The organism is Vibrio sp. 10N.261.52.C11 (assembly GCF_041471405.1).
GTDB lineage: Bacteria > Pseudomonadota > Gammaproteobacteria > Enterobacterales > Vibrionaceae > Vibrio > Vibrio crassostreae_C.
Genome location: NZ_JBFROI010000045.1, coordinates 66,900 through 87,416, shown reverse-complemented (window position 1 = coordinate 87,416; position 20,517 = coordinate 66,900). Strand labels below are relative to the sequence as shown.

The 20,517-nt window shown below is 44.9% G+C and carries 18 protein-coding genes; 4 read left to right on the top strand and 14 right to left on the bottom strand.

Going from position 1 to position 20,517, the window contains the following annotated elements; genetic code table 11:
* Window positions 1–23 precede the first annotated feature (23 nt).
* The 9 genes from pabC to yceD form a co-directional block, all read right to left on the bottom strand.
* Entirely contained in the window at window positions 24–902 is an 879-nt protein-coding gene (gene pabC, locus AB4323_RS17455; RefSeq protein ID WP_372152987.1) for an aminodeoxychorismate lyase, read from the bottom strand.
* Window positions 903–1,006: 104 nt separating this feature from the next.
* Window positions 1,007–2,251 carry a beta-ketoacyl-ACP synthase II gene (gene fabF, locus AB4323_RS17450; RefSeq protein ID WP_010437291.1) on the bottom strand — a complete coding sequence of 415 codons (1,245 nt, stop codon included), beginning with the start codon at window positions 2,249–2,251 and terminating at the stop codon, window positions 1,007–1,009.
* A 93-nt stretch (window positions 2,252–2,344) separates the two neighbouring features.
* Entirely contained in the window at window positions 2,345–2,578 is a 234-nt protein-coding gene (gene acpP, locus AB4323_RS17445; protein ID WP_004737381.1) for an acyl carrier protein, read from the bottom strand.
* Window positions 2,579–2,744: 166 nt separating this feature from the next.
* On the bottom strand, window positions 2,745–3,479 hold the full coding sequence (gene fabG, locus AB4323_RS17440) for a 3-oxoacyl-ACP reductase FabG (protein WP_029235138.1): 735 nt from the start codon (window positions 3,477–3,479) through the stop codon (window positions 2,745–2,747).
* 25 nt (window positions 3,480–3,504) lie between these two features.
* Complete coding sequence (fabD, locus tag AB4323_RS17435; RefSeq protein ID WP_017063479.1) at window positions 3,505–4,428, bottom strand: ACP S-malonyltransferase; 924 nt, start codon at window positions 4,426–4,428, stop codon at window positions 3,505–3,507.
* 80 nt (window positions 4,429–4,508) lie between these two features.
* Window positions 4,509–5,459, bottom strand: coding sequence for a beta-ketoacyl-ACP synthase III (locus AB4323_RS17430; RefSeq protein WP_017054985.1), 951 nt, complete (start codon window positions 5,457–5,459; stop codon window positions 4,509–4,511).
* A 5-nt stretch (window positions 5,460–5,464) separates the two neighbouring features.
* Complete coding sequence (plsX, locus tag AB4323_RS17425; RefSeq protein ID WP_017062152.1) at window positions 5,465–6,490, bottom strand: phosphate acyltransferase PlsX; 1,026 nt, start codon at window positions 6,488–6,490, stop codon at window positions 5,465–5,467.
* Between the two features lie 9 nt (window positions 6,491–6,499).
* The gene (rpmF, locus tag AB4323_RS17420) at window positions 6,500–6,670 is read right to left on the bottom strand and encodes a 50S ribosomal protein L32 (protein ID WP_004737376.1); all 171 of its coding nucleotides are present in this window, start codon (window positions 6,668–6,670) and stop codon (window positions 6,500–6,502) included.
* Between the two features lie 35 nt (window positions 6,671–6,705).
* On the bottom strand, window positions 6,706–7,233 hold the full coding sequence (gene yceD, locus AB4323_RS17415; RefSeq protein WP_017062153.1) for a 23S rRNA accumulation protein YceD: 528 nt from the start codon (window positions 7,231–7,233) through the stop codon (window positions 6,706–6,708).
* 149 nt (window positions 7,234–7,382) lie between these two features.
* Here yceD and AB4323_RS17410 point away from each other — a divergent pair, with 149 nt between their 5' ends.
* A complete protein-coding gene (locus AB4323_RS17410; protein ID WP_017067204.1) occupies window positions 7,383–7,964 on the top strand; it encodes a nucleoside triphosphate pyrophosphatase in 582 nt (193 codons plus the stop codon).
* 265 nt (window positions 7,965–8,229) lie between these two features.
* On the opposite strand, the gene rluC is transcribed toward AB4323_RS17410, so the two are convergent.
* Complete coding sequence (gene rluC, locus AB4323_RS17405) at window positions 8,230–9,174, bottom strand: 23S rRNA pseudouridine(955/2504/2580) synthase RluC (protein WP_017054981.1); 945 nt, start codon at window positions 9,172–9,174, stop codon at window positions 8,230–8,232.
* A 618-nt stretch (window positions 9,175–9,792) separates the two neighbouring features.
* Between rluC and rne the strand changes: the two genes are divergently transcribed.
* On the top strand, window positions 9,793–12,960 hold the full coding sequence (rne, locus tag AB4323_RS17400; protein WP_065583974.1) for a ribonuclease E: 3,168 nt from the start codon (window positions 9,793–9,795) through the stop codon (window positions 12,958–12,960).
* 258 nt (window positions 12,961–13,218) lie between these two features.
* On the top strand, window positions 13,219–14,766 hold the full coding sequence (locus AB4323_RS17395; RefSeq protein WP_017063477.1) for a SulP family inorganic anion transporter: 1,548 nt from the start codon (window positions 13,219–13,221) through the stop codon (window positions 14,764–14,766).
* Between the two features lie 114 nt (window positions 14,767–14,880).
* Here AB4323_RS17395 and AB4323_RS17390 read toward each other — a convergent pair whose 3' ends face one another.
* Window positions 14,881–15,330, bottom strand: a complete 450-nt coding sequence (locus AB4323_RS17390; protein ID WP_017067202.1) for a low molecular weight protein-tyrosine-phosphatase — start codon at window positions 15,328–15,330, stop codon at window positions 14,881–14,883.
* Between the two features lie 84 nt (window positions 15,331–15,414).
* Between AB4323_RS17390 and cobO the strand changes: the two genes are divergently transcribed.
* Window positions 15,415–16,020: a cob(I)yrinic acid a,c-diamide adenosyltransferase gene (gene cobO, locus AB4323_RS17385; protein ID WP_017062158.1), complete on the top strand. Its 606-nt coding sequence runs from the start codon at window positions 15,415–15,417 to the stop codon at window positions 16,018–16,020.
* Between the two features lie 223 nt (window positions 16,021–16,243).
* On the opposite strand, the gene AB4323_RS17380 is transcribed toward cobO, so the two are convergent.
* The 3 genes from AB4323_RS17380 to apbC all read right to left on the bottom strand — a co-directional run bounded on the left by AB4323_RS17380 (window position 16,244) and on the right by apbC (window position 20,464).
* On the bottom strand, window positions 16,244–18,382 hold the full coding sequence (locus AB4323_RS17380; RefSeq protein ID WP_372152985.1) for an AsmA family protein: 2,139 nt from the start codon (window positions 18,380–18,382) through the stop codon (window positions 16,244–16,246).
* 106 nt (window positions 18,383–18,488) lie between these two features.
* Window positions 18,489–19,130: a uridine kinase gene (gene udk / locus AB4323_RS17375; RefSeq protein ID WP_004734002.1), complete on the bottom strand. Its 642-nt coding sequence runs from the start codon at window positions 19,128–19,130 to the stop codon at window positions 18,489–18,491.
* Between the two features lie 257 nt (window positions 19,131–19,387).
* Window positions 19,388–20,464, bottom strand: a complete 1,077-nt coding sequence (apbC, locus tag AB4323_RS17370) for an iron-sulfur cluster carrier protein ApbC (protein WP_017063474.1) — start codon at window positions 20,462–20,464, stop codon at window positions 19,388–19,390.
* Window positions 20,465–20,517 lie beyond the last annotated feature (53 nt).

The window sequence follows — 20,517 nt, the reverse complement described above, 5'->3', positions numbered from 1 at the left end:
AATAAAAATAAATAACTTTTTGATCACGAGTTTAGTTGTCCTTGAAGGCTACGAGTAACGGTTCCAATGTTAAATTGGGTATCACTAATACGGGTAACTGGGGCAACCCCTAAAATGGAGTTTGTCATGAAAACCTCATCAGCTTGCATGAGTTGAGATAAGCAGTAGTCACTAATTGTAACGGAAAGTTCAGCCTGATTCAGCGCGGTTAACACTTGCTTACGCATAACCCCCGCGACACCACTTTGAGTGAGTTGAGGTGTGTATATCGACTGACCTTTGCGCCAGAACAGATTGGCCATGGTGGTTTCAATCACATTGCCCGATATATCAAGAACCACACCATCCACTTCATTAGCTTGATCCATTTCATCTTTCATCAAAATCTGCTCAAGGCGATTATTGTGCTTATGGCCAGCCAGTAGTGGGCTCAAACCTAGCGCTTGATGGCAGATACCGAGTTCAACACCGGAGTCTTGCCACACTGAATAATGGCTTGGGTAATCAAAGGTACTGATGGTGATTGTCGGCTTGGCGATATTCTTGGTACTGTAGCCACGCCCACCCGCTCCACGACTAACGTGCAGCTTGATCCCTGCTTTTTGATTATGAGGCTTGTTGGCGTTATGGAGCTTCTTTGAACCATCAAGGCTCTTTGTGCCATGAAGAGCGTTATGTTGGATGTGTTGAAGCGCAGTATCGAGCCAAAGACTAACAACATCCCAATCAAGAGCAGAAATGCGTAGCGCTTTAAGGCACTCGTCGACACGGTGCTGATGCTCGTGAAGATGTTGTATCTCACCATCACTCACGAGCATTGTCGTAAAACAGCCGTCTCCGTACTGAAACGAGCGATCCAAAATATCGATAGTTTGCTGGCTTTCTCCATCAACCCAAAACATGTTTTTCCCCATAAAAAGAAACGGCTCAATGCTAAAGCATCAAGCCGTTTAAAAACAAGTCTAATTGTGACTATCTACGAGTGTTTACGTCTTTAATAAGATGATTAAATCTTTTTGAAGATCAAACAGCCGTTTGTACCACCGAAACCGAATGAGTTACATGCAGCATATTCCATGTTGCTAACTTCACGCGCAGTGTGAGGTACTAAGTCAATATCTAAGCCTTCTTCAGGATCATCTAGGTTGATTGTTGGTGGAACAATTTGGTCAACCAGAGACATAGCCGTGATGATAGCTTCAGCAGAACCAGCAGCACCTAGAAGGTGGCCTGTCATTGATTTCGTAGAAGAAACCAATACTTGCTTGCTGCCTGCTTCGCCAAGAGCACGCTTGATGCCCTTAACTTCCGCTACGTCACCAGCAGGAGTCGAAGTACCGTGTGCGTTTACATAACCGATTTGTTCACCAGTAATGCCAGCATCACGCATAGCCGCTTCCATTGCTAGTGCGCCACCAGAGCCATCTTCACTTGGAGATGTCATGTGGTAAGCGTCACCCGACATACCGAAGCCAACTAGCTCACAGTAAATCTTAGCGCCACGAGCTTTCGCATGTTCGTACTCTTCAAGAACCATCATGCCTGCACCGTCGCCAAGAACGAAGCCATCACGGCCTTTGTCCCATGGACGAGAAGCTTTTTGAGGCTCATCGTTACGAGTAGAAAGTGCTTTAGCCGCACCAAAACCGCCCATACCTAGTGGAGTTGATGCTTTTTCAGCACCACCCGCTAGCATTGCGTCTGCATCGCCGTATGCAATCATACGAGCCGCGTGACCAATGTTATGTAGGCCAGTCGTACATGCAGTAGAAATCGCGATGTTTGGACCGCGTAGGCCACGCATGATAGACATGTGACCAGCAATCATATTCACGATCGTCGACGGTACGAAGAACGGGCTGATCTTACGAGGGCCTTTTTCAGTTAGAGCTTGGTGACCGGCTTCGATCAAACCAAGACCACCAATACCAGAACCGATAGCAACACCCACACGTGGAGCGTTTTCTTCAGTAATAGTTAGGGCTGAATCATCTAAAGCTTGAATACCTGCTGCGACGCCGTACTGGATGAACAAGTCCATCTTACGAGCATCTTTTTTAGTCATATACTCTTCGCAGTTAAAGTCTTTAACTAGACCTGCAAAACGAGTTGAGAAATTGGTTGCATCAAAATGATCGATATTAACGATACCACTTTGACCAGCTAGCAGGGCTTTCCAAGAAGATTCTACAGTGTTGCCTACCGGTGACAACATACCCATGCCAGTGACAACTACACGACGCTTGGACACGATTTTACACTCCGGGGATTGAGGTGATTTAAGATGAGGATAGATGAGTTAGATAAAACACAGGCGGTCGAGGTGACCGCCTGGGAGAGATTATTACTGAGCGCTAGTTACGTAATCGATAGCTGCTTGAACAGTAGTAATTTTCTCAGCTTCTTCATCTGGGATTTCAGTGTCAAATTCTTCTTCTAGAGCCATTACTAGCTCTACTGTGTCTAGAGAATCTGCACCTAGGTCATCAACGAAAGAAGCTTCGTTTTTAACTTCAGCTTCGTCTACACCTAGCTGTTCAACAATGATTTTCTTTACGCGTTCTTCGAGGTTGCTCATTTTTTCTTTTCCTTTACAGAGTTCGCTTTATGCGATGTTTTCCGTAGTTTATTCAATCTATTGAAAGTTGCAAGGTCAACTTTTCTGGTCAAACCACAATTTTCACGATTTTAACCGAAATTACGTATGATCTTGACTTAAATCATGCACAAATGTTGCACATAATTTACACCATGTACATACCGCCATTGACGTGAAGTGTTTCACCTGTGATATAAGCTGCCGCAGGTGACGCCAAAAATACCACAGCTTCAGCGATTTCGCGAGGGTCACCTAGTCGACCTGCTGGTACATTCGCCAAAGTTGCTGCACGTTGGTCATCATTTAGCGCTTTAGTCATGTCAGTTTCGATGAAACCAGGAGCTACAGTGTTCACTGTAACGCCACGAGACGCAACTTCACGAGCCATTGATTTAGTAAAACCAATTACGCCTGCTTTTGCAGCTGCGTAGTTAGCTTGACCAGCGTTACCCATTGTACCTACTACAGAACCAACGTTTACTATACGACCTTGACGCTTCTTCATCATGCCACGCAATACAGCTTTAGACATGCGGAAGATAGGAGTTAGGTTAGTATCGATGATGTCATTCCATTCGTCGTCTTTCATACGCATCAGTAGGTTATCACGAGTGATACCTGCGTTGTTAACTAGAATGTCAATCGCACCGAATTCATCGTTGATGGTTTTCAGTGTAGCAGCAATTGAGTCAGTATCCGTTACATTAAGAGCAAGACCTTTACCGTTCTCACCAAGGTACTCGCTGATTGCAGCTGCGCCGCCTTCAGATGTCGCAGTACCGATAACTTTAGCACCACGCTCAACTAAAAGTTCAGCGATTGCACGACCGATGCCACGGCTTGCGCCTGTAACTAGTGCAACTTTGCCTTCTAAATTCATCATAACTTCTCTATTAAGTGGTTATTTACTTAGCAGCTTCTAGTGATGCAGTATCATTAACTGCAGCAGCTGTCATAGTTTTTACGATTCGTTTTGTTAGACCAGTAAGAACTTTACCAGGGCCTAATTCAAGTAGCTTCTCAACGCCTTGCTCATTCATCGCTTGTACACCTTCAGTCCAACGAACTGGGCTGTATAGCTGACGAACAAGTGCGTCTTTAATTTTTGCAGGGTCTGTTTCAGCAATAACATCAACGTTATTGATAACAGGCAATGCTGGCGTGTTGAACTCTAGAGCTTCTAGAGCCACTGCTAGCTTATCTGCTGCTGGCTTCATCAGTGCACAGTGAGACGGCACAGAAACAGGTAACGGAAGTGCACGCTTAGCGCCCGCTTCTTTACAAAGTGCACCAGCACGCTCTACTGCAGCTTTGTTACCCGCGATAACAACTTGGCCAGGAGAGTTAAAGTTAACTGGAGACACAACTTCGTCTTGCGCAGCTTCTTCACACGCTTTAGCAATCGCTTCATCGTCTAGACCGATGATTGCGTACATTGCACCAACACCTGCAGGAACCGCTTCTTGCATCAGTTGACCACGTAGTTCAACCAGCTTGATCGCTTCTTTAAAGTCGATAACGCCGGCACATACAAGAGCAGAATATTCACCTAGGCTGTGACCTGCTAGATTTACAGGTTGCTCTAGGCCAAGCTCTTGCCATACACGCCAAATTGCAACAGACGCTGTTAATAGAGCCGGTTGAGTGCGAAAAGTTTCATTTAGATTTTCTACAGGACCATCTTGAACCAATGCCCATAGATCGTAACCAAGTGCTTCTGAAGCTTCAGCAAATGTCTTTTTAACAACATCATACTGTTCGCCTAGGTCAGCAAGCATACCGATAGCTTGAGAGCCTTGGCCTGGGAATACGATAGCAAATTTGCTCATTGTAATTTTCCTTTAAGCAAAGCAAAAAATTGAATAAGGCACATAAGTTATGTGCCTTGTTTGTTGATTATCGCTTAGGGTTAGAATTTAACTAACGCAGAACCCCAAGTGAAGCCGCCGCCAAATGCTTCAAGTAGAAGCGTTTGACCACGTTTAATTCGCCCGTCGCGAACAGCCTCATCTAGGGCCGTTGGTACGGTAGCTGCTGACGTGTTGCCGTGCTTATCAAGAGTAATCACTACTTGATCAAGCGACATCGTCAGCTTTTTAGCGGTTGCCGAGATAATACGGTAGTTCGCTTGGTGTGGAACTAACCAATCAAGCTCTGACTTATCCATATTGTTCGCCGCTAAGGTGTCTTTAACTAGCTTAGAAAGCTGAGTTACCGCCACTTTAAATACTTCGTTGCCCGCCATGTGCAGCCATTTGTCTGCATCACCGCCGCGCTCTGGTACTTCTAGGCTTAGAAGCTCACCGTATTTACCATCAGAGTAAATATGAGTAGACAAAATACCTGGCTCTTCGCTTGCGCCTACAACCACCGCGCCTGCTGCATCACCAAATAGGATGATAGTAGAGCGGTCAGTCGGATCACAGGTTTTTGACAGTGCATCAGCACCAATTACCAAAACGTTCTTACACATGCCAGTCTTGATGTGTTGATCAGCAACAGACAGTGCGTAGACAAAACCAGAACACGCTGCAGCCAAATCAAACGCAGGGCAGCCTTTGATACCAAGCTTGCCTTGTACCTGACATGCCGAAGACGGGAATGTGTGGCTACTGCTGGTTGTCGCAACGATGATTAAATCAATCTCTTCTTTGTCGATACCTGCCATTTCAATGGCATTTTCAGCAGCGTAAAACGCCATATCAGCAACGGTTTCGTTTTCCGCTGAAATACGACGCTCTTTAATACCCGTTCTAGCAACGATCCACTCATCGCTAGTCTCTACCATTTTCTCTAAGTCTGCGTTAGTACGCACCTGAGATGGCAAGTAGCTGCCAGTACCTAAAATTTTGCTATACATGAAGACTAATAATGCCTCTCGAGTAAAACCGCTTCCAAACGATCGCTAATGCGGCTGGGGACTTGTCGTTTGACCTCGTGTACTGCTTCACCAATCGCGTTGACGACTGCAGACACATCAGCACTTCCATGACTTTTAATGACAATGCCGCGCAATCCTAACAAACTTGCGCCGTTATACTGGTCGGGGTTCAAGGTTTTTAATTCAGTAAATAGCTCAGAAAACAGCATTCTGGCTATCCAACCCTTTATTGTTGAAGCCATCATGCGCGTTTTTAGCTTATCAATAAAGAGCTGAGCCGTACCTTCGCACGTTTTTAAGCAGACATTGCCCACAAAACCATCACATACGACGACATCAGCAGCATCTTGAAGTAATTGATTACCTTCAATATAGCCTATGAAGTTCACAGACTGAGTATTAGACAACATTTCAGCGCATCGTTTTACAAGGTCATTGCCTTTAATTTCTTCTGCACCGATATTCAAGATAGCGACACGTGGTGCGCGACCTAAATGTTGTTCTGCTAATGCACTGCCCATGACAGCAAACTGAAACAGTGAATCTGCGTCACTAGAAACGTTCGCCCCTAAATCAAGCATCCATGTGCGATTTCCGGATGCAGTAGGCAAAGCTGAAACCAATGCAGGCCTATCAATACCGGGAAGAAGCTTGAGTCTGAAACGGGATAAAGCCATCAGTGCGCCAGTGTTACCACCACTCACACAAGCATCAGCCTGTGATTCGGCAACCAGATCGATAGCGGCACGCATAGAGCTACCCTGACTATTACGTAAGGCTAGTGAAGGTTTTTCAGAATTGGAAATGACTCGATCACAATGCTGGATACTCAAACGAGAATCAGGCATTCGACCTAATGAAGATAATTGAGATGTGATCGCGTTTCGATCACCTATTAGAATGACTTTTAGCTCTGGGAAATACGACAGTGCCTGCACGGCGGCAGGCACTGTTACACGAGGACCGAAGTCCCCGCCCATTGCATCAAGCGCAACGGTTAGATTTTGCAAAGGTCAACCTTACTTGTTGATAACCTTTTTGCCGCGGTAGAAACCTTCGGCAGTCACGTTGTGACGTAGGTGAGTTTCACCTGAAGTTGCGTCTACAGAAAGTGCAGCTGTAGTTAGCGCATCGTGTGAACGACGCATGCCACGCATTGAACGTGATTTCTTGCTCTTTTGTACGGCCATTGACCCTACTCCTATGTAAATTCTTAAAGAAGCAATTACTTCTTTAAGCTTTTTAAAACATCAAATGGATTCGGCTTTTTGTCTTCCTCAATTTCTTCAGGAAGTTCACCAAACACCAAGTTATTTGAGTTAACGCTACATTTCGCATCGTCGTGCATTGCTATTTGTGGCAATCCAAGGATGAACTCGTCTTCAACTAATTGAATCAGGTCTAACTCACCGTACTCGTTCAGATCTACCAAATCGTACTCTTCCGGTGCTTCCTCTTCACTTTTCTCACTGTAAACAGGAGTATAAGTAAATTGGACATCGCACTCATGTGCGAAAACCTCATTACAACGTTGACACTCTAAATCGACTTCGACGTTAGCTTTACCAGAGATAACGACTAATCGTTGTTCATCAAGCCCAAATGACATTGAGACTTGCGCGTCACGTTTTACGCCTTCAGTTGCTTCAGTTAAACGCTTCAAAAGACTGACCTGGATGATACCATCCATATCGAGTCGTTTTTGAGCCGTTCTTGCCGGATCAACTGTACGCGGTATTTTTTCCTTTTGCATAGGGCGCGAATCTTATCTTCCAAATCGTGTTTAGTCAAAGGAAATGGCAAAAAAAATGTACTTTCCTGCCTTTCCTATTCAGAGCATTATGAATAGCAGGACAAGTTACGTTATCCTGAGATAAATGCTTCCTTGAATTGTAAATTAAAATGAGAAATTACCAACTAGTTTTAGCCTCTACATCACCATTTAGGCAAGAGATCCTCAAAAAACTACAGTTAAGCTTCATTACAGCCAAGCCAGACTGCGATGAAACGCCGCTTCCTGAAGAGACGCCTCAACAGCTGGTGATGCGCCTTGCTGAGACCAAAGCTAAGTCTTGTGTTGTGGAGCAACCTAGCTTAGTCATTGGTTCTGATCAGGTTTGCGTAATTGATGGAGAGATCATTGGTAAGCCTCACACTCGAGAAAAAGCGATCGAGCAGTTATCTCGTCAAAGCGGCAAGAGCATTACTTTTTATACTGGGCTTTCGGTTTGGAACAACGAAACCAATGAAGCTGACACACGTCTCGACACCTTTGTAGTGCATTTCCGCGATTTAACTAAGCAACAGATCATTAGTTATGTTGAAAAAGAGCAGCCTTATTACTGCGCAGGTAGCTTTATGTGTGAAGGGTTAGGCATCGCGTTGTTTAAACAGATGGAAGGGAAAGACCCAAATACTTTGATCGGCTTACCGCTGATCGATCTAGTCGATATGTTAGAAGCGCAAGGAATGGGGGTACTATAACGGATACGCTCTCTTTGTTAGAGATTCCCTACTCCTTCCTTCGTCAGTCTAGGGAATGGCGGAACACGCAATTTTATCTAACCAACTAATGATATAGAGCGTATTTTAAAAAGTCGTCATCCTCAAGAGCGAGGAACGAGCGACTTGGGGATCTTCTACAACAGATGAAAACAAAAAAGGTTGACGATATTCGTCAACCTTTCTCATTTATGGATACTGAAGAACAAATTTAGAGGCACTCTATACCTTCGTATCTCGTATCTTCTTAAAGCTTACGTAAACCAGTTAGGGCTTTCTCTAGCCTTCTTTCCATTGGCGCCGAGATATCCATCTTCTCTTCACTACCTGGGTGTGTGAACTTGATGTTTGCTGCATGTAGGAACAGACGATCAAGACCAACCTTACCCGTGTAAGCGTCAAAACGACGATCACCGTAGCGATCATCCCAAGCAATTGGGTGACCAGTATACTGAGCGTGCACACGAATTTGGTGTGTTCGGCCTGTAATTGGGCTTGCTTGAATCAACGTCGCCTCTTGGAATTTTTCTAAAACCTTAAAACGGGTTTCAGAAGCTTTACCATTCGGGTTAACTCGAACAATGCTGTTCACTTCATTTTTCAACAAAGGTGCGTTGACGACTTTGCAGCTGTTCTTCCATTCGCCCATAACTAAAGCGAAGTAGTATTTTTGAACCGTTTTTTCACGGAACTGTGCTTGAAGGTGTCTTAGCGCCGAGCGCTTCTTAGCAACAAGCAAAATGCCAGACGTATCTCTATCGATACGGTGCACTAATTCAAGAAAACGAGCATCAGGGCGAAGAGCACGTAATGCTTCAATCGCGCCAAATTTTAATCCGCTACCACCATGAACAGCAGTGCCAGACGGTTTGTTAAGAATTAGCATGTGATCATCTTCATAAATGATGCACTGTTCTAATTCTGAAACCTTGTTGAGTTTCGTGCTCGGCACGTTCTCTTCTGTTTTCTCTTCAATAGTAACCGGAGGGATACGAACTAAATCGCCAGCTTTTAGTTTGTACTCAGCCTTAATGCGTTTTTTATTTACGCGGACTTCGCCTTTACGCACGATTCGGTAAATCATGCTTTTCGGGATGTTTTTTAATTGGTTGCGTAAGAAGTTATCAATACGCTGACCAGCCATATCTTCGTCAATGTCGACGAATTGGACTTGGGTTCTAATTTCGCTCATTGCGCTATTGTATCACTGTCACTTTTGATAATTGATATTTTCTTAGCCCTATTCCGAACTTATTTATCCCTAATCCTTACCGATCTATCCCAAAATGGTCATTGAAGTTCTATATTTCTTTGATTCTTCGAACAAAAAAGCATCAAGATTCCTGCAAATTAAAATATCAATTGATAAATTATTTATAGACAGTGAGTTAGAGCTATCAAAACCCAAACAAAAACTGTTTTTTTTACAGCATTCCGACAAAGCAGATTGCTGTGTTTACCGACCGCTGCTATAGTTCACAGCTGCTATCAGTGGTTTGACTATTATTTAAACAGTTAACCATTCATAAGCAAGTAAATGAGTAGATAACTCAGATTAGACAGTGCTGCAATCGGCGTAAGACACGGTCAACTGAGTTCCTTATCGCTCTACTCACGTACACTCATGTTGAGTATTCACCGCCACATCGCGGATCATAGGCTAACTCCCTATGATGACTGACGTGCCCCAGAGCATCCCTCTCCAGCCGGGAGGCTGCACCGATAAAGCCATGGGATCTGGCACCATGAGAAACGAAATAAAGCGATAAGAACAATGATGAAAATAAGAAAAGACAATGAGAATTTCTAAATGAAAAGAATGTTAATTAACGCAACTCAAAAAGAAGAGTTGCGTGTCGCTTTGGTTGATGGCCAACGACTGTTCGATCTAGATATCGAAAGTCCAGGTCACGAGTCAAAGAAAGCGAATATCTACAAAGGACGTATTACCCGTATTGAACCAAGCCTAGAAGCGGCATTCGTTGATTACGGCGCAGAACGTCACGGTTTCCTCCCTCTTAAAGAAATTGCCCGCGAATACTTCCCTGAAGGTTATACATACCAAGGCCGTCCTAGCATTAAAGAAGTGCTAAAAGAAGGCCAAGAAGTAATCGTACAAGTAGAGAAAGAAGAACGTGGTAGCAAAGGTGCTGCACTGACAACTTTCATCTCTTTGGCTGGTAGTTACTTAGTTCTTATGCCTAATAACCCTCGTGCTGGCGGTATTTCTCGTCGTATCGAAGGTGATGAACGCACTCAACTGAAAGCAGCATTAAGCACTCTTGAGCTTCCTCAAGGTATGGGCTTAATCGTGCGTACAGCGGGTGTTGGCAAAAGCGCAGAAGAGCTAGAGTGGGACCTGAATGTTCTATTGAACCATTGGGGCGCTATCAAGCAAGCTTCTGATTCAAATGCAGCTCCTTTCCTAATTCACCAAGAGAGTAACGTTATTGTTCGCGCAATTCGTGACTACCTACGTCGTGATATTGGCGAGATTCTAATCGACAGCAATACTATTTTTGAACGTGCACAAGCGCACATTCAATTAATACGCCCAGATTTCATGAATCGCGTTAAGAAATACGATGGTGAAGTGCCACTATTCAGCCATTACCAGATTGAAAGCCAGATCGAATCTGCTTTCCAACGTGAAGTTCGTCTTCCATCTGGTGGTTCTATCGTAATCGACCCAACAGAAGCACTGACTTCTATCGATATCAACTCTGCTCGTGCAACAAAGGGCGGCGATATTGAAGAAACAGCACTTAACACTAACCTAGAAGCTGCCGATGAAATTGCACGTCAATTACGTCTACGTGACCTAGGTGGTCTTGTTGTAATCGACTTTATCGATATGACCCCGGTTCGCCACCAACGCGAAGTAGAAAGCCGTCTACGTGATGCCGTTCGTTTAGATCGCGCACGTGTTCAGATTGGTCGTATTTCTCGCTTTGGTCTTCTAGAGATGTCTCGTCAACGTTTGAGCCCATCACTAGCAGAAGCAAGCCACCACATTTGTCCTCGTTGTACAGGTACTGGTGTTGTTCGTGATAACGAATCTCTAGCACTTTCTGTTCTACGTTTGATTGAAGAAGAAGCTCTAAAAGACAACACAGCACAAGTACTTGCTGTTGTGCCTGTTCCAATCGCTTCTTACCTTCTGAACGAAAAACGTCGCTCAGTAAACCACATCGAGAAGAACCAAGAAGTTAAGATCACTGTTGTTCCTAACTCAGACATGGAAACGCCGCATTTTGAGGTTATCCGTGTTCGTGAAGGTGAAGAGTTCGATCTACTATCTTACTTGCTGCCTAACAAGCTAGAAGCTCTAAAAGAAGCGGAAAGCAAAGAGCCTGCTGAACAGACTATTCGTCCTAAGAAGATCGAAGAACCTGCTCTGAAAGGCTTCGCAGCTCCTGCTCAATCAGCACCAACTCCTGCTCCAGCACCTAAAGCTGTAGAAGAGAAGAAAGCTGAACCAGCAGCGACTCAAGAACCAGGCCTAATTGGTCGTTTCTTCAAAGCTATCGGTAGCTTCTTATTTGGCTCTTCAACTCAAGAAGAGAAAAAAGAAGAAGAGAAGAAAGAAGAAGAAAAACCTAAAAACAATCGTAACAACGGCAACCGTCAACGCCGTGATCGTAACGATAACCGTCGTCGTAACCAACGTGGTGAGCGTGGCGAACAGCGTAACGACCGTGGTGAACGTGGTGACAATCGTAACGAAAACCGTGACAACAAACGCCGCCGTAAGCCAGCTCGTGATGAGAAGCCTGAAGAGCAAAAAGAAGCAGCTCCACAGCAAACTCGTCAGCCTCGCAAGCCTAAGCAAGACCGTCGCAACAAGCCACGTGATGAGCAGAAGCAACGCGAAGAGCAAGCACCATCTAAATTAGCAGAAGAAGGTCTACAGCTAGCAGCAGAAGCACAAGCTGGTAAACCGGAAGCGCCTAAGGCTAAACCTGAAGCGAAAGCAGCTAAGATTAAAGAGCGTCGTCAGCGTCGTAAACTGAACAAGCAAGTTCGTGTTAAAGACCAACAAGCTCAAGCTGAAGATAACGCTTCAAAAGAGCAGGTTGCTGCTAAAGAACTATCTGTTTCAAAAGAACAGTCAGTAGCTCAAGAGCAAAAAGTTGCGGAACAAGTAGAAGCAACTCAAGCGAATGCAGAGCAAACTGAACAGGAAGAGCCGAAACAACGTCGTAACCGTCGTTCTCCACGTCACCTACGTGCAAGTGGTCAACGTCGTCGTCGCGGTCGTGATCGTCGCCCTAACCCATTCCGCCTACGTAAAGGTGGTGTAGCTTCTCCAGAGATGGCTATGGGTAAAGTGATGCCTCGCTTCATTCCAAAACCTCACCACAAGCAGGCAAAGCCTGAAGTGGCTGAAGTTCAAGTAGCAGCTGAAGCTCAAACATCTGTTCAAGAGCAGAATGTTGCTCTAGAGACGGCACCACAAAGCAACGTAGCAATGACTGGCGGCTTCGCATGTCCAGAGCTTGCAATGGGTAAAGTTATCATCCGTCGTGAAGATGCTGCTGTTGAAGCTCAAGTAGCTGAGACTCCTGCTGCAGTTGAAGCTCCTGCAGTCGTTGAAGAAGCACCAGTGGTTGTTGAAACCGCGAAAGTTGAAGCTCCAGTGATTGCAGAAGCGACGAAAGTTGAAGCGCCTGTTGTAGCAGAAGCTGTGCAAGCAGAAACAACACCAGTTGTTGAAGCTGAAGCGCCTAAAGCTGAAAGTGCAAAAGTTGAAGAAGCACCTGTTGTTAAAGCAGAAGCTCCTAAAGCGGCACCAAAGGCAGCTGTTGCTAAGAAGCAAGCCGGTTCACCAATGACTAAAGCTCCTGGTCCTCAAGAGATCAAAGAGATTGAAGTGATTGCAGCTCCGTTCCGCACTGAACGTTTTGTATCGAAAGGTGCAGGCAGTCAGGCAGCGTCGAACAAAGCTGGCGCGGCGATGACTAAGCCAAACTACTAGTGATTACTGATAGGTAATCGCGAGTAAATAGAATCAAAGGCTGCTTATTAAAGCAGCCTTTTTCATATCTACTAATCGAATAAAAATTAACAGATATATTACTCAAAGTTAGGTTCAACCTTGAACTTAATCACATTTTTGGGTAGCATTCGCGCACTTATCTTTTCGACACTTCGCTATTGCCGCTCTTTTCCATCACTGTTTGGCTACGCAATACACCCGTGTCGGTAAATCCATCTTAAGCATAGCTGAGCAAACATGTTCGAATTCCCACAATTTTCAAAGCACTCTGTAAAGAATGACGTGCTTTCAGGTCTTACAGTAGCCCTGGCTCTGGTACCTGAAGCTGTAGCATTCGCCTTTGTTGCTGGCGTTGACCCAATGGTTGGTCTTTATGCAGCATTCATCGTAGGTTTAATCACTTCTGTCTTTGGCGGCCGTCCAGGTATGATTTCTGGCGCAACCGGCGCAATGGCCGTTGTAATGGTGAGCCTAGTGGCAACCCATGGTGTTCAATACCTATTCGCAGCCGTTATGCTGGCTGGCCTTCTGCAAATTGCAGCAGGTGTATTTAAACTAGGTAAATTTATCCGTATCGTTCCACACCCAGTAATGATTGGTTTCGTGAACGGTTTGGCCATTGTTATCTTCCTAGCTCAGCTTGGTCAGTTTAAAGCGCCAGACGTAACAGGTGCATTAACTTGGCTACCAAGCGGTCAAATGACACTCATGCTGGGTTTAGTAGCCCTTACAATGGCTATCATCCACTTCCTACCTAAGCTAACAACAGCGGTACCATCTTCACTGGTTGCTATTGTTACAGTAACGGCTTTGGTTGTCGGTCTTGACCTTGAAACTCGCACTGTTGTCGACTTCCTACGTACAATGTCTGGTGACGAAGCTGCAACGCTAGCGGGTTCTCTACCAACGTTCTCTATTCCTGCTGTTCCGTTTTCTTTTGAGACACTACAGATCATCCTACCGTACGCAATTATCCTTGCGGCTATCGGCCTGATCGAGTCTCTACTGACACTGACAGTACTAGATGAAATGACAAACACTCGTGGTCAATCTAACCGTGAATGTGTTGGTCAAGGTATGGCTAACGTAACGTGTTCTGTATTCGGTGCGATGGGTGGTTGTGCGATGATCGGTCAATCGATGATCAACGTAAACTCAGGTGGTCGTGGTCGTCTTTCAGGTATCGTCGCCGCAGTTGCACTACTGATGTTCATCCTGTTCGGTTCTGCACTGATTGAAATGATTCCTCTAGCAGCACTTGTGGGCGTAATGTTCATGGTTGTTATCGGCACATTTGAATGGGCAACCTTCAAGCTTGCGCGTCGCGTTCCTAAACAAGACTTCTTCGTTATCGTTCTTGTTACCGTAGTAACAGTACTGACTGATCTTGCTGTGGCAGTAGGTGTTGGAGTTGTCGCTTCTGCGCTAATGTTTGCTTGGCAACATGCTAAACACATCTACGCAGATACATCAGTAAACGCTGAAGGCTCAAAAGAGTACAAAGTTAACGGCCCAATCTTCTTTGGTTCAACGGCTAACTTCCTAGAGTTGTTTGACGCATACAACGATCCACAAGATGTAATCGTTGATTTCGCAAACTCACGCGTGACTGACCACTCTGCAATTGAAGCGATCGACACGATTGCTGACCGTTACGCGGCGCTAGGTAAAACACTTCACCTTCGCCACCTAAGCCAAGACTGTGTTGCTATGCTGCACAAAGCAGGTAGCTTAGTTGAAGCGAACGTTGCAGAAGACCCAATCTACAAAGTAATGTCTAAGTAATCTTAGCTGTAGCTTTAAGTTAGATTTAGAGAGGCCGACATTCAATGTCGGCCTTTTTTATACCTATCGGTCAGCCCTTACGCTGATAACAAAACGACGTACATTGTTCCTACACTACATCGAACGCAGTATCGCTTCGCTAGACTCTTCGATTAAATCCAACACCAATTCAAAACCATTTCCCTCACCATAATACGGATCGGGGATCTCTTGATATTGTGACTCTCCAAAGCTCAAAAATAATGCGAGCTTGTATTGGAGGTGAACTGGGCATTGGCTCATTAAGTCGTCTAAATTCGCCCTATCGGCCGCGAGTATCAGGTCAAATTCTTCGAAGTCATTATCTACCACTTTACGAGAAGTAATCCCCTTAAAGCTGTAGCCTCGCTTCTCTCCTGCAGATTTGGATCGCGAGTCTGGCGGGTTGCCTTGATGAAAACCAATCGTCCCCGCAGAGTCGACCACAACATCAATATCCAGCTGTTGCGCTTTCTTCCTTAGCACCGCTTCACCTGTTGGAGAGCGGCAAATATTCCCCATACAAACTACGAGTATCTTTTTCATCCCTAATCACCTGTTCTTCCGATGGTTTTTGCTATCGTTAAGTTAGGCTATGATAGACGCAATCACAACTTAAAAGGATTTGTTATGTCGACTGAAGACAACAAAGAACAACGCCACAAAGCAAGACAACAGAAAGTAAAAGAACAAGTCGATGCACGTGTCGCTGCAGCACAAGAAGTAAAAGGCCTATTGCTGGTCATCACGGGTAACGGTAAAGGTAAATCAACATCCGGTTTTGGTACGATTACACGTGCAGTTGGTCATGGTAAGAAATGCGCCGTTGCTCAGTTTGTTAAAGGTACCTGGGATAACGGCGAAAAAAACGTTCTGCAAAAGCTTGATGTCGAGTTCCAAGTCATGGGCACAGGCTTTACTTGGGAAACTCAGAACAAAGCGCAAGATATTGAAGCTGCGCAGCGTGTATGGAAAGAGTGCCAACGCATGCTGGCTGATGAGTCGATCGATGTGATTCTGTTTGATGAACTGACTTACATGGTTAGCTACGGTTACATCGAACTCGATGAAGTGGTTGAGGCGTTGAATAACCGCCCGAAGATGCAGTCTGTCATCATTACAGGTCGTGGCGCGCACCGTACTCTTACTGAGATAGCAGATACAGTATCTGAAGTTCGCAATGTGAAACACGCTTTTGAATCTGGTGTTAAAGCGCTACAAGGCGTTGACTGGTAATCACCTTCAACCAGAGGTCCCCGACTCGGTCATTCTTCCCTCTCGAGGATGACGACCACTAGGCCGTTACGCTCTTGAACAAAGGACGACGGCCTATCGTCATTCCCTAGAGCGAGGGACGAGTGTCATAGGGAATCTCTCTTGAGTATTATCGAGCCAAAAATAAAAAGCGCCATTCCTACAACAGGAGTGGCGCTTTGTTCATTTTTAAATGAGATGAAGACTAGTTAAACAAACCTTTTAGTAGACCGTTTACTGCGTCTCTTGTTTTCTCATCTTTGATCTTGTCACCGTACTTTTCGTCTAACTTTTCTAAACCACGGTCAATTTCTTTCTGTGCTTTCTGTTTCAATACATCATCAAAAACAAGTGCAAATTTCGGGGCTGCCCACTGACCTGTTACCTTAATTGGGATAGTCACATCTTTCAGGTCGTCGATGCTCTTACCGCCCTGACCTTCAAGTGAACCCACAATTGATGTACGCACAAGGAAGTCGACCGTTTCATTGATGAAGTTTGCTTTACCTTGACCTGTCACACGTAACAGTGGCGACTGTGCTGATAAGTCGTTAGTTGAAACCCAACCTTTATCCACTTTCAGCGTCGCTTTCATTGCACTGAAGTCCGTTTTTTGAGCTTCATTTGTGCTTTCAACTTTCTCGCCCTTGATCTTAGCGTAGTTTTCTCGAATCAGTTGAGCTACGTTGATGCCGTTAACTGCACCATCTTCAAAGTTAATCACGATAGTACCGACTAGGTTCTTCTTGATACCCGTCGGAGTCAGACTCTTACCTTTCACGTTGACATCAATATTACCGGTACCTTCCAGCATATCGTTATCTGCAACATCAACCAGTAACGGCTGTACTTTCACGCCTTTAATTTTCTTCTTAGCCGTGTAAGTCGCCGGTGTTTTACGAGCATCTAGCTTAGCCGTAGCTGAAATAGAGCCTTGGTAAAGATTCGATGTGAATGAAGTTAGCTCTGCGATACCACGGTTAACCGAAAATGCCGTTTTAACATTCTGCATCTTCGCGTTGTTCGCCTTGAACTTATCAATCGTAATGTCACCTTTCACGTCTAACGTTTTCAGAGCCGACAGATCAGGTTCCACTTCTTTAGCAGGAGCTGAACTACCTGAGTTTGACGTTGAGCCACCAGCAGAACCAGAAGGAGCGGTGCTCGCTGTTTCTGTTGTATTGCCTAAGCCTAGGAACTCGTCCAAATCAATATTCGGGCTATGAAGAGAGAAACGAACCTTTGGTATTTCAGATAGGGTTACGTCTGCTTTACCGTCTAATGCAATAGCGTTAGCTTGTAGTTTCTCTAACACAAAGCTCAGGTGGCTCTTGTTAAGATCGAAGCTTAAGTCAGACAGCATGTCGACTTTCATTGGAGACTGAGGAAGCGTGTCGCCTTTGAATGTTGAGTTTAACGTTAACTTGTTCAGCGTTACTTTTGAAATCGCGCTATCAACAGTAAGTTCACCGCCACCTTTAAGATCAAGGTCAAGGCCAGCTGCATTACCGATTACAGCGTAAGTCAGTTGGTTTACCTTATCGAACTCAAACGTATTCAAGCCAATTTTTGCTGACTCAATCGACGTCGCTGGATCATTGAACTTAGCGTTTAAGTCGATATTACGAAGTGCGTAACTTGCGAAGCCTTCAGCTAACTTGAACTCTGCGCTACCTTCCGCAGAGAACTTCTGTTGATTGTTTTCACCAGAAGCCGAAAACGTCGCGGTTGTCCATGTATCAACGGCAAACTCAGAAAGATTCAAAGACACATCGTATAGCTTAGTGAATGAACCCGCTTGCTTGTCGTCCATTTCAAACAATGCGTTTGATACAGTTACGCCTGCAAGGTTGATCGTCCAACCCGATGCGTCTGTGGTAGTTTGCTCTTGAGGGGCAGGCGCTGATTCAGAACTTGTGTCTGCTGCAGGCTCTGATTCTTGAGGCGCTGACGCTTGCGTTAGTGCATCAATGTTCTTGCGACCATCTTTAAGCGTTTCTAAATAGAATTCTGCACCATCTAGAGTAATGTTGCCGATCTCTAGTTGGTTGCTAAATAGCGGAGTAACCGAAACATCAACGCCAACCGTATCAACCTTGAATAGGTTCGGTTGGGTGAACCCTTCTGGGTTACGTAATTCAGTTTGACCAAGTTCAAAGCCAATGGATGGGAAAAATTGCCAGCTGATATCACCCTCGATCACGAGCTCTAGGCCGGTGTGTTTTTGAGCTTGTTCGACAATTAATGGCTTAAATTGGTTGGGATTCACTAACAGCACTAGTGCCAGAATTGCTGCAATTACAACAAACACTGGTACAGCTATGAAAATGAGTAGTTTCTTCATCCGCATATTCCTTGCTTAGATTCCAAAAGAAAGTGGCACTATAAAAGTGCCACTGATTCGGTAAAAAATAAAGCTAAGTGAGTCACTTAGGCAAAATTTTATTCGATTAAGACTTCAACAACTTCGCAATGTGCGCTTTTAGCACATCAATCGCAATACGGTTTTTACCACCACGAGGAACGATGATGTCTGCATGTTGTTTTGAAGGCTCGATAAACTGCATGAACATTGGACGTACTGTTTCTTGGTATTGCTTAAGTACAGTGTCCATTGTGCGACCACGCTCTTCTACATCACGCTTAACACGGCGTAGTAGACAGATGTCTAATGGTGTATCCATAAACACACTTGCGTGCATTAGTTTACGAAGACGCGGGTCTGTTAGAAGCAGAATACCCTCTAAAATGATCACTTTCTTTGGAGTAAGTGTAGTCGTTTCAGAAGTACGTGTGTGCTCTGTGTAGCTGTATTCAGGAACTTCTACGGCGTTGCCACTCATTAGCTGCTGTAGATGTTCACATAAAAGATCATGATCTAGTGCATTTGGGTGATCGTAGTTAGTTTTAACACGCTCTTCCATACTCAAGTGGCTTTGGTCGCTGTAATAGCAATCTTCCGTGATAACACCAATTTGATGGTCGCCTACTTTTTCGCGCAATTCATTATAAATTGTACTAGCAATCAGACTTTTTCCTGAAGCTGAAGCGCCAGCGATACCTACGATGACACATTGATTATTATCAGACATTAATTTTGCACCCGATATGGTTTGGTGGTGGGAAGAGATAAACCGCCTGATTATAGGGGCTAAAGCACATAGATTCTAGTCGCCATTTTAGCTAATTGCAGTCAAATTGATGATATCAATGCATTTAATGAATACAATCGTTTGCTTTCAAATAACTTGCCTACAACTATTTGCACAACCCCAATGGCGATCAGCCTAAATCCAACCGCTATTTATCTAATCCAACATGATTAACACAACTTTTTGATTATCTTTCGTTATTCAACCATAGAGAAGTTAATCGCTTCTGGTCTCGCCTTGCCGGTCCAGAACATCTTCGCAGCCACATTCTCTGCAAGCTCTAAGTAGTGACGTGTATGTTCACTATCTGGACGACGAATCACCGTCGGGCAACCTGCATCGATATCTTCTCGCACATCAATATGAAGAGGGATCTGTGCCAAAATATCGAGGTAAAACTCTTCTGACATAGCTTCGGCACCACCAACGCCAAAGATATGCTCTTTCTCACCACAGTGACTACAAATATGATAGCTCATGTTTTCAACTAAGCCTGCGACTGGCACACTCACCTTATCAAACATCGCTACGCCTTTACGTGCATCCGCTAGCGCCAAATCTTGAGGAGTGGTCACCACTACAGCCCCGGTCACTGGGATCTGTTGCGATAACGTCAGCTGAATATCGCCCGTGCCCGGTGGCATATCAATAACTAGATAATCCAACTCTGGCCATACGGTTTCGTTAACAAGCTGACCTAAAGCCTTGGCCGCCATTGGACCGCGCCAAATCGCAGCGTCATCTTTCGACACAAGATAACCGATAGAGTGAGTGAAAATACCGTGCGCTTCGATTGGCATCATCCACTTGTTATTCTGGACTTCTGGTTTCGCATCTAATTGGCCAAGCATCATAGGTACAGAAGGACCATAGATATCCGCATCCAACAAACCCACTTTTGAACCAGACTTAGATAAAGCCAAAGCAAGGTTGACTGAAGTGGTCGATTTACCCACCCCACCCTTTGCAGATGTCACGGCGATGATGTTCTTCACCCCCTTCAATGGTGTCGCAACCGTGGTTTCTAACGCAGACGGCTTCACCTTCACTTCAAACTGAAAAGCGCTAACAAGCTGTTGTTCAATCTGAGAGTGAATCCACTGTTCCAATTCAACCGCAAGCTGATTAGCGGCAAAAGGTAAGGTGATAACAAATGATCCACGCGGATCAACCGATACAATATTTTGGTGTAGCGCCCACTCTGGGATGAGGATTGGTGACTCGAACTCATTCAACCATGAACAGAAATCTTGCTTAGAAGTAAAGTTACGCATTGGGACTCCTTTTTTTATTTATGCTATCACCCACGGGATGAAGACTGAACCCC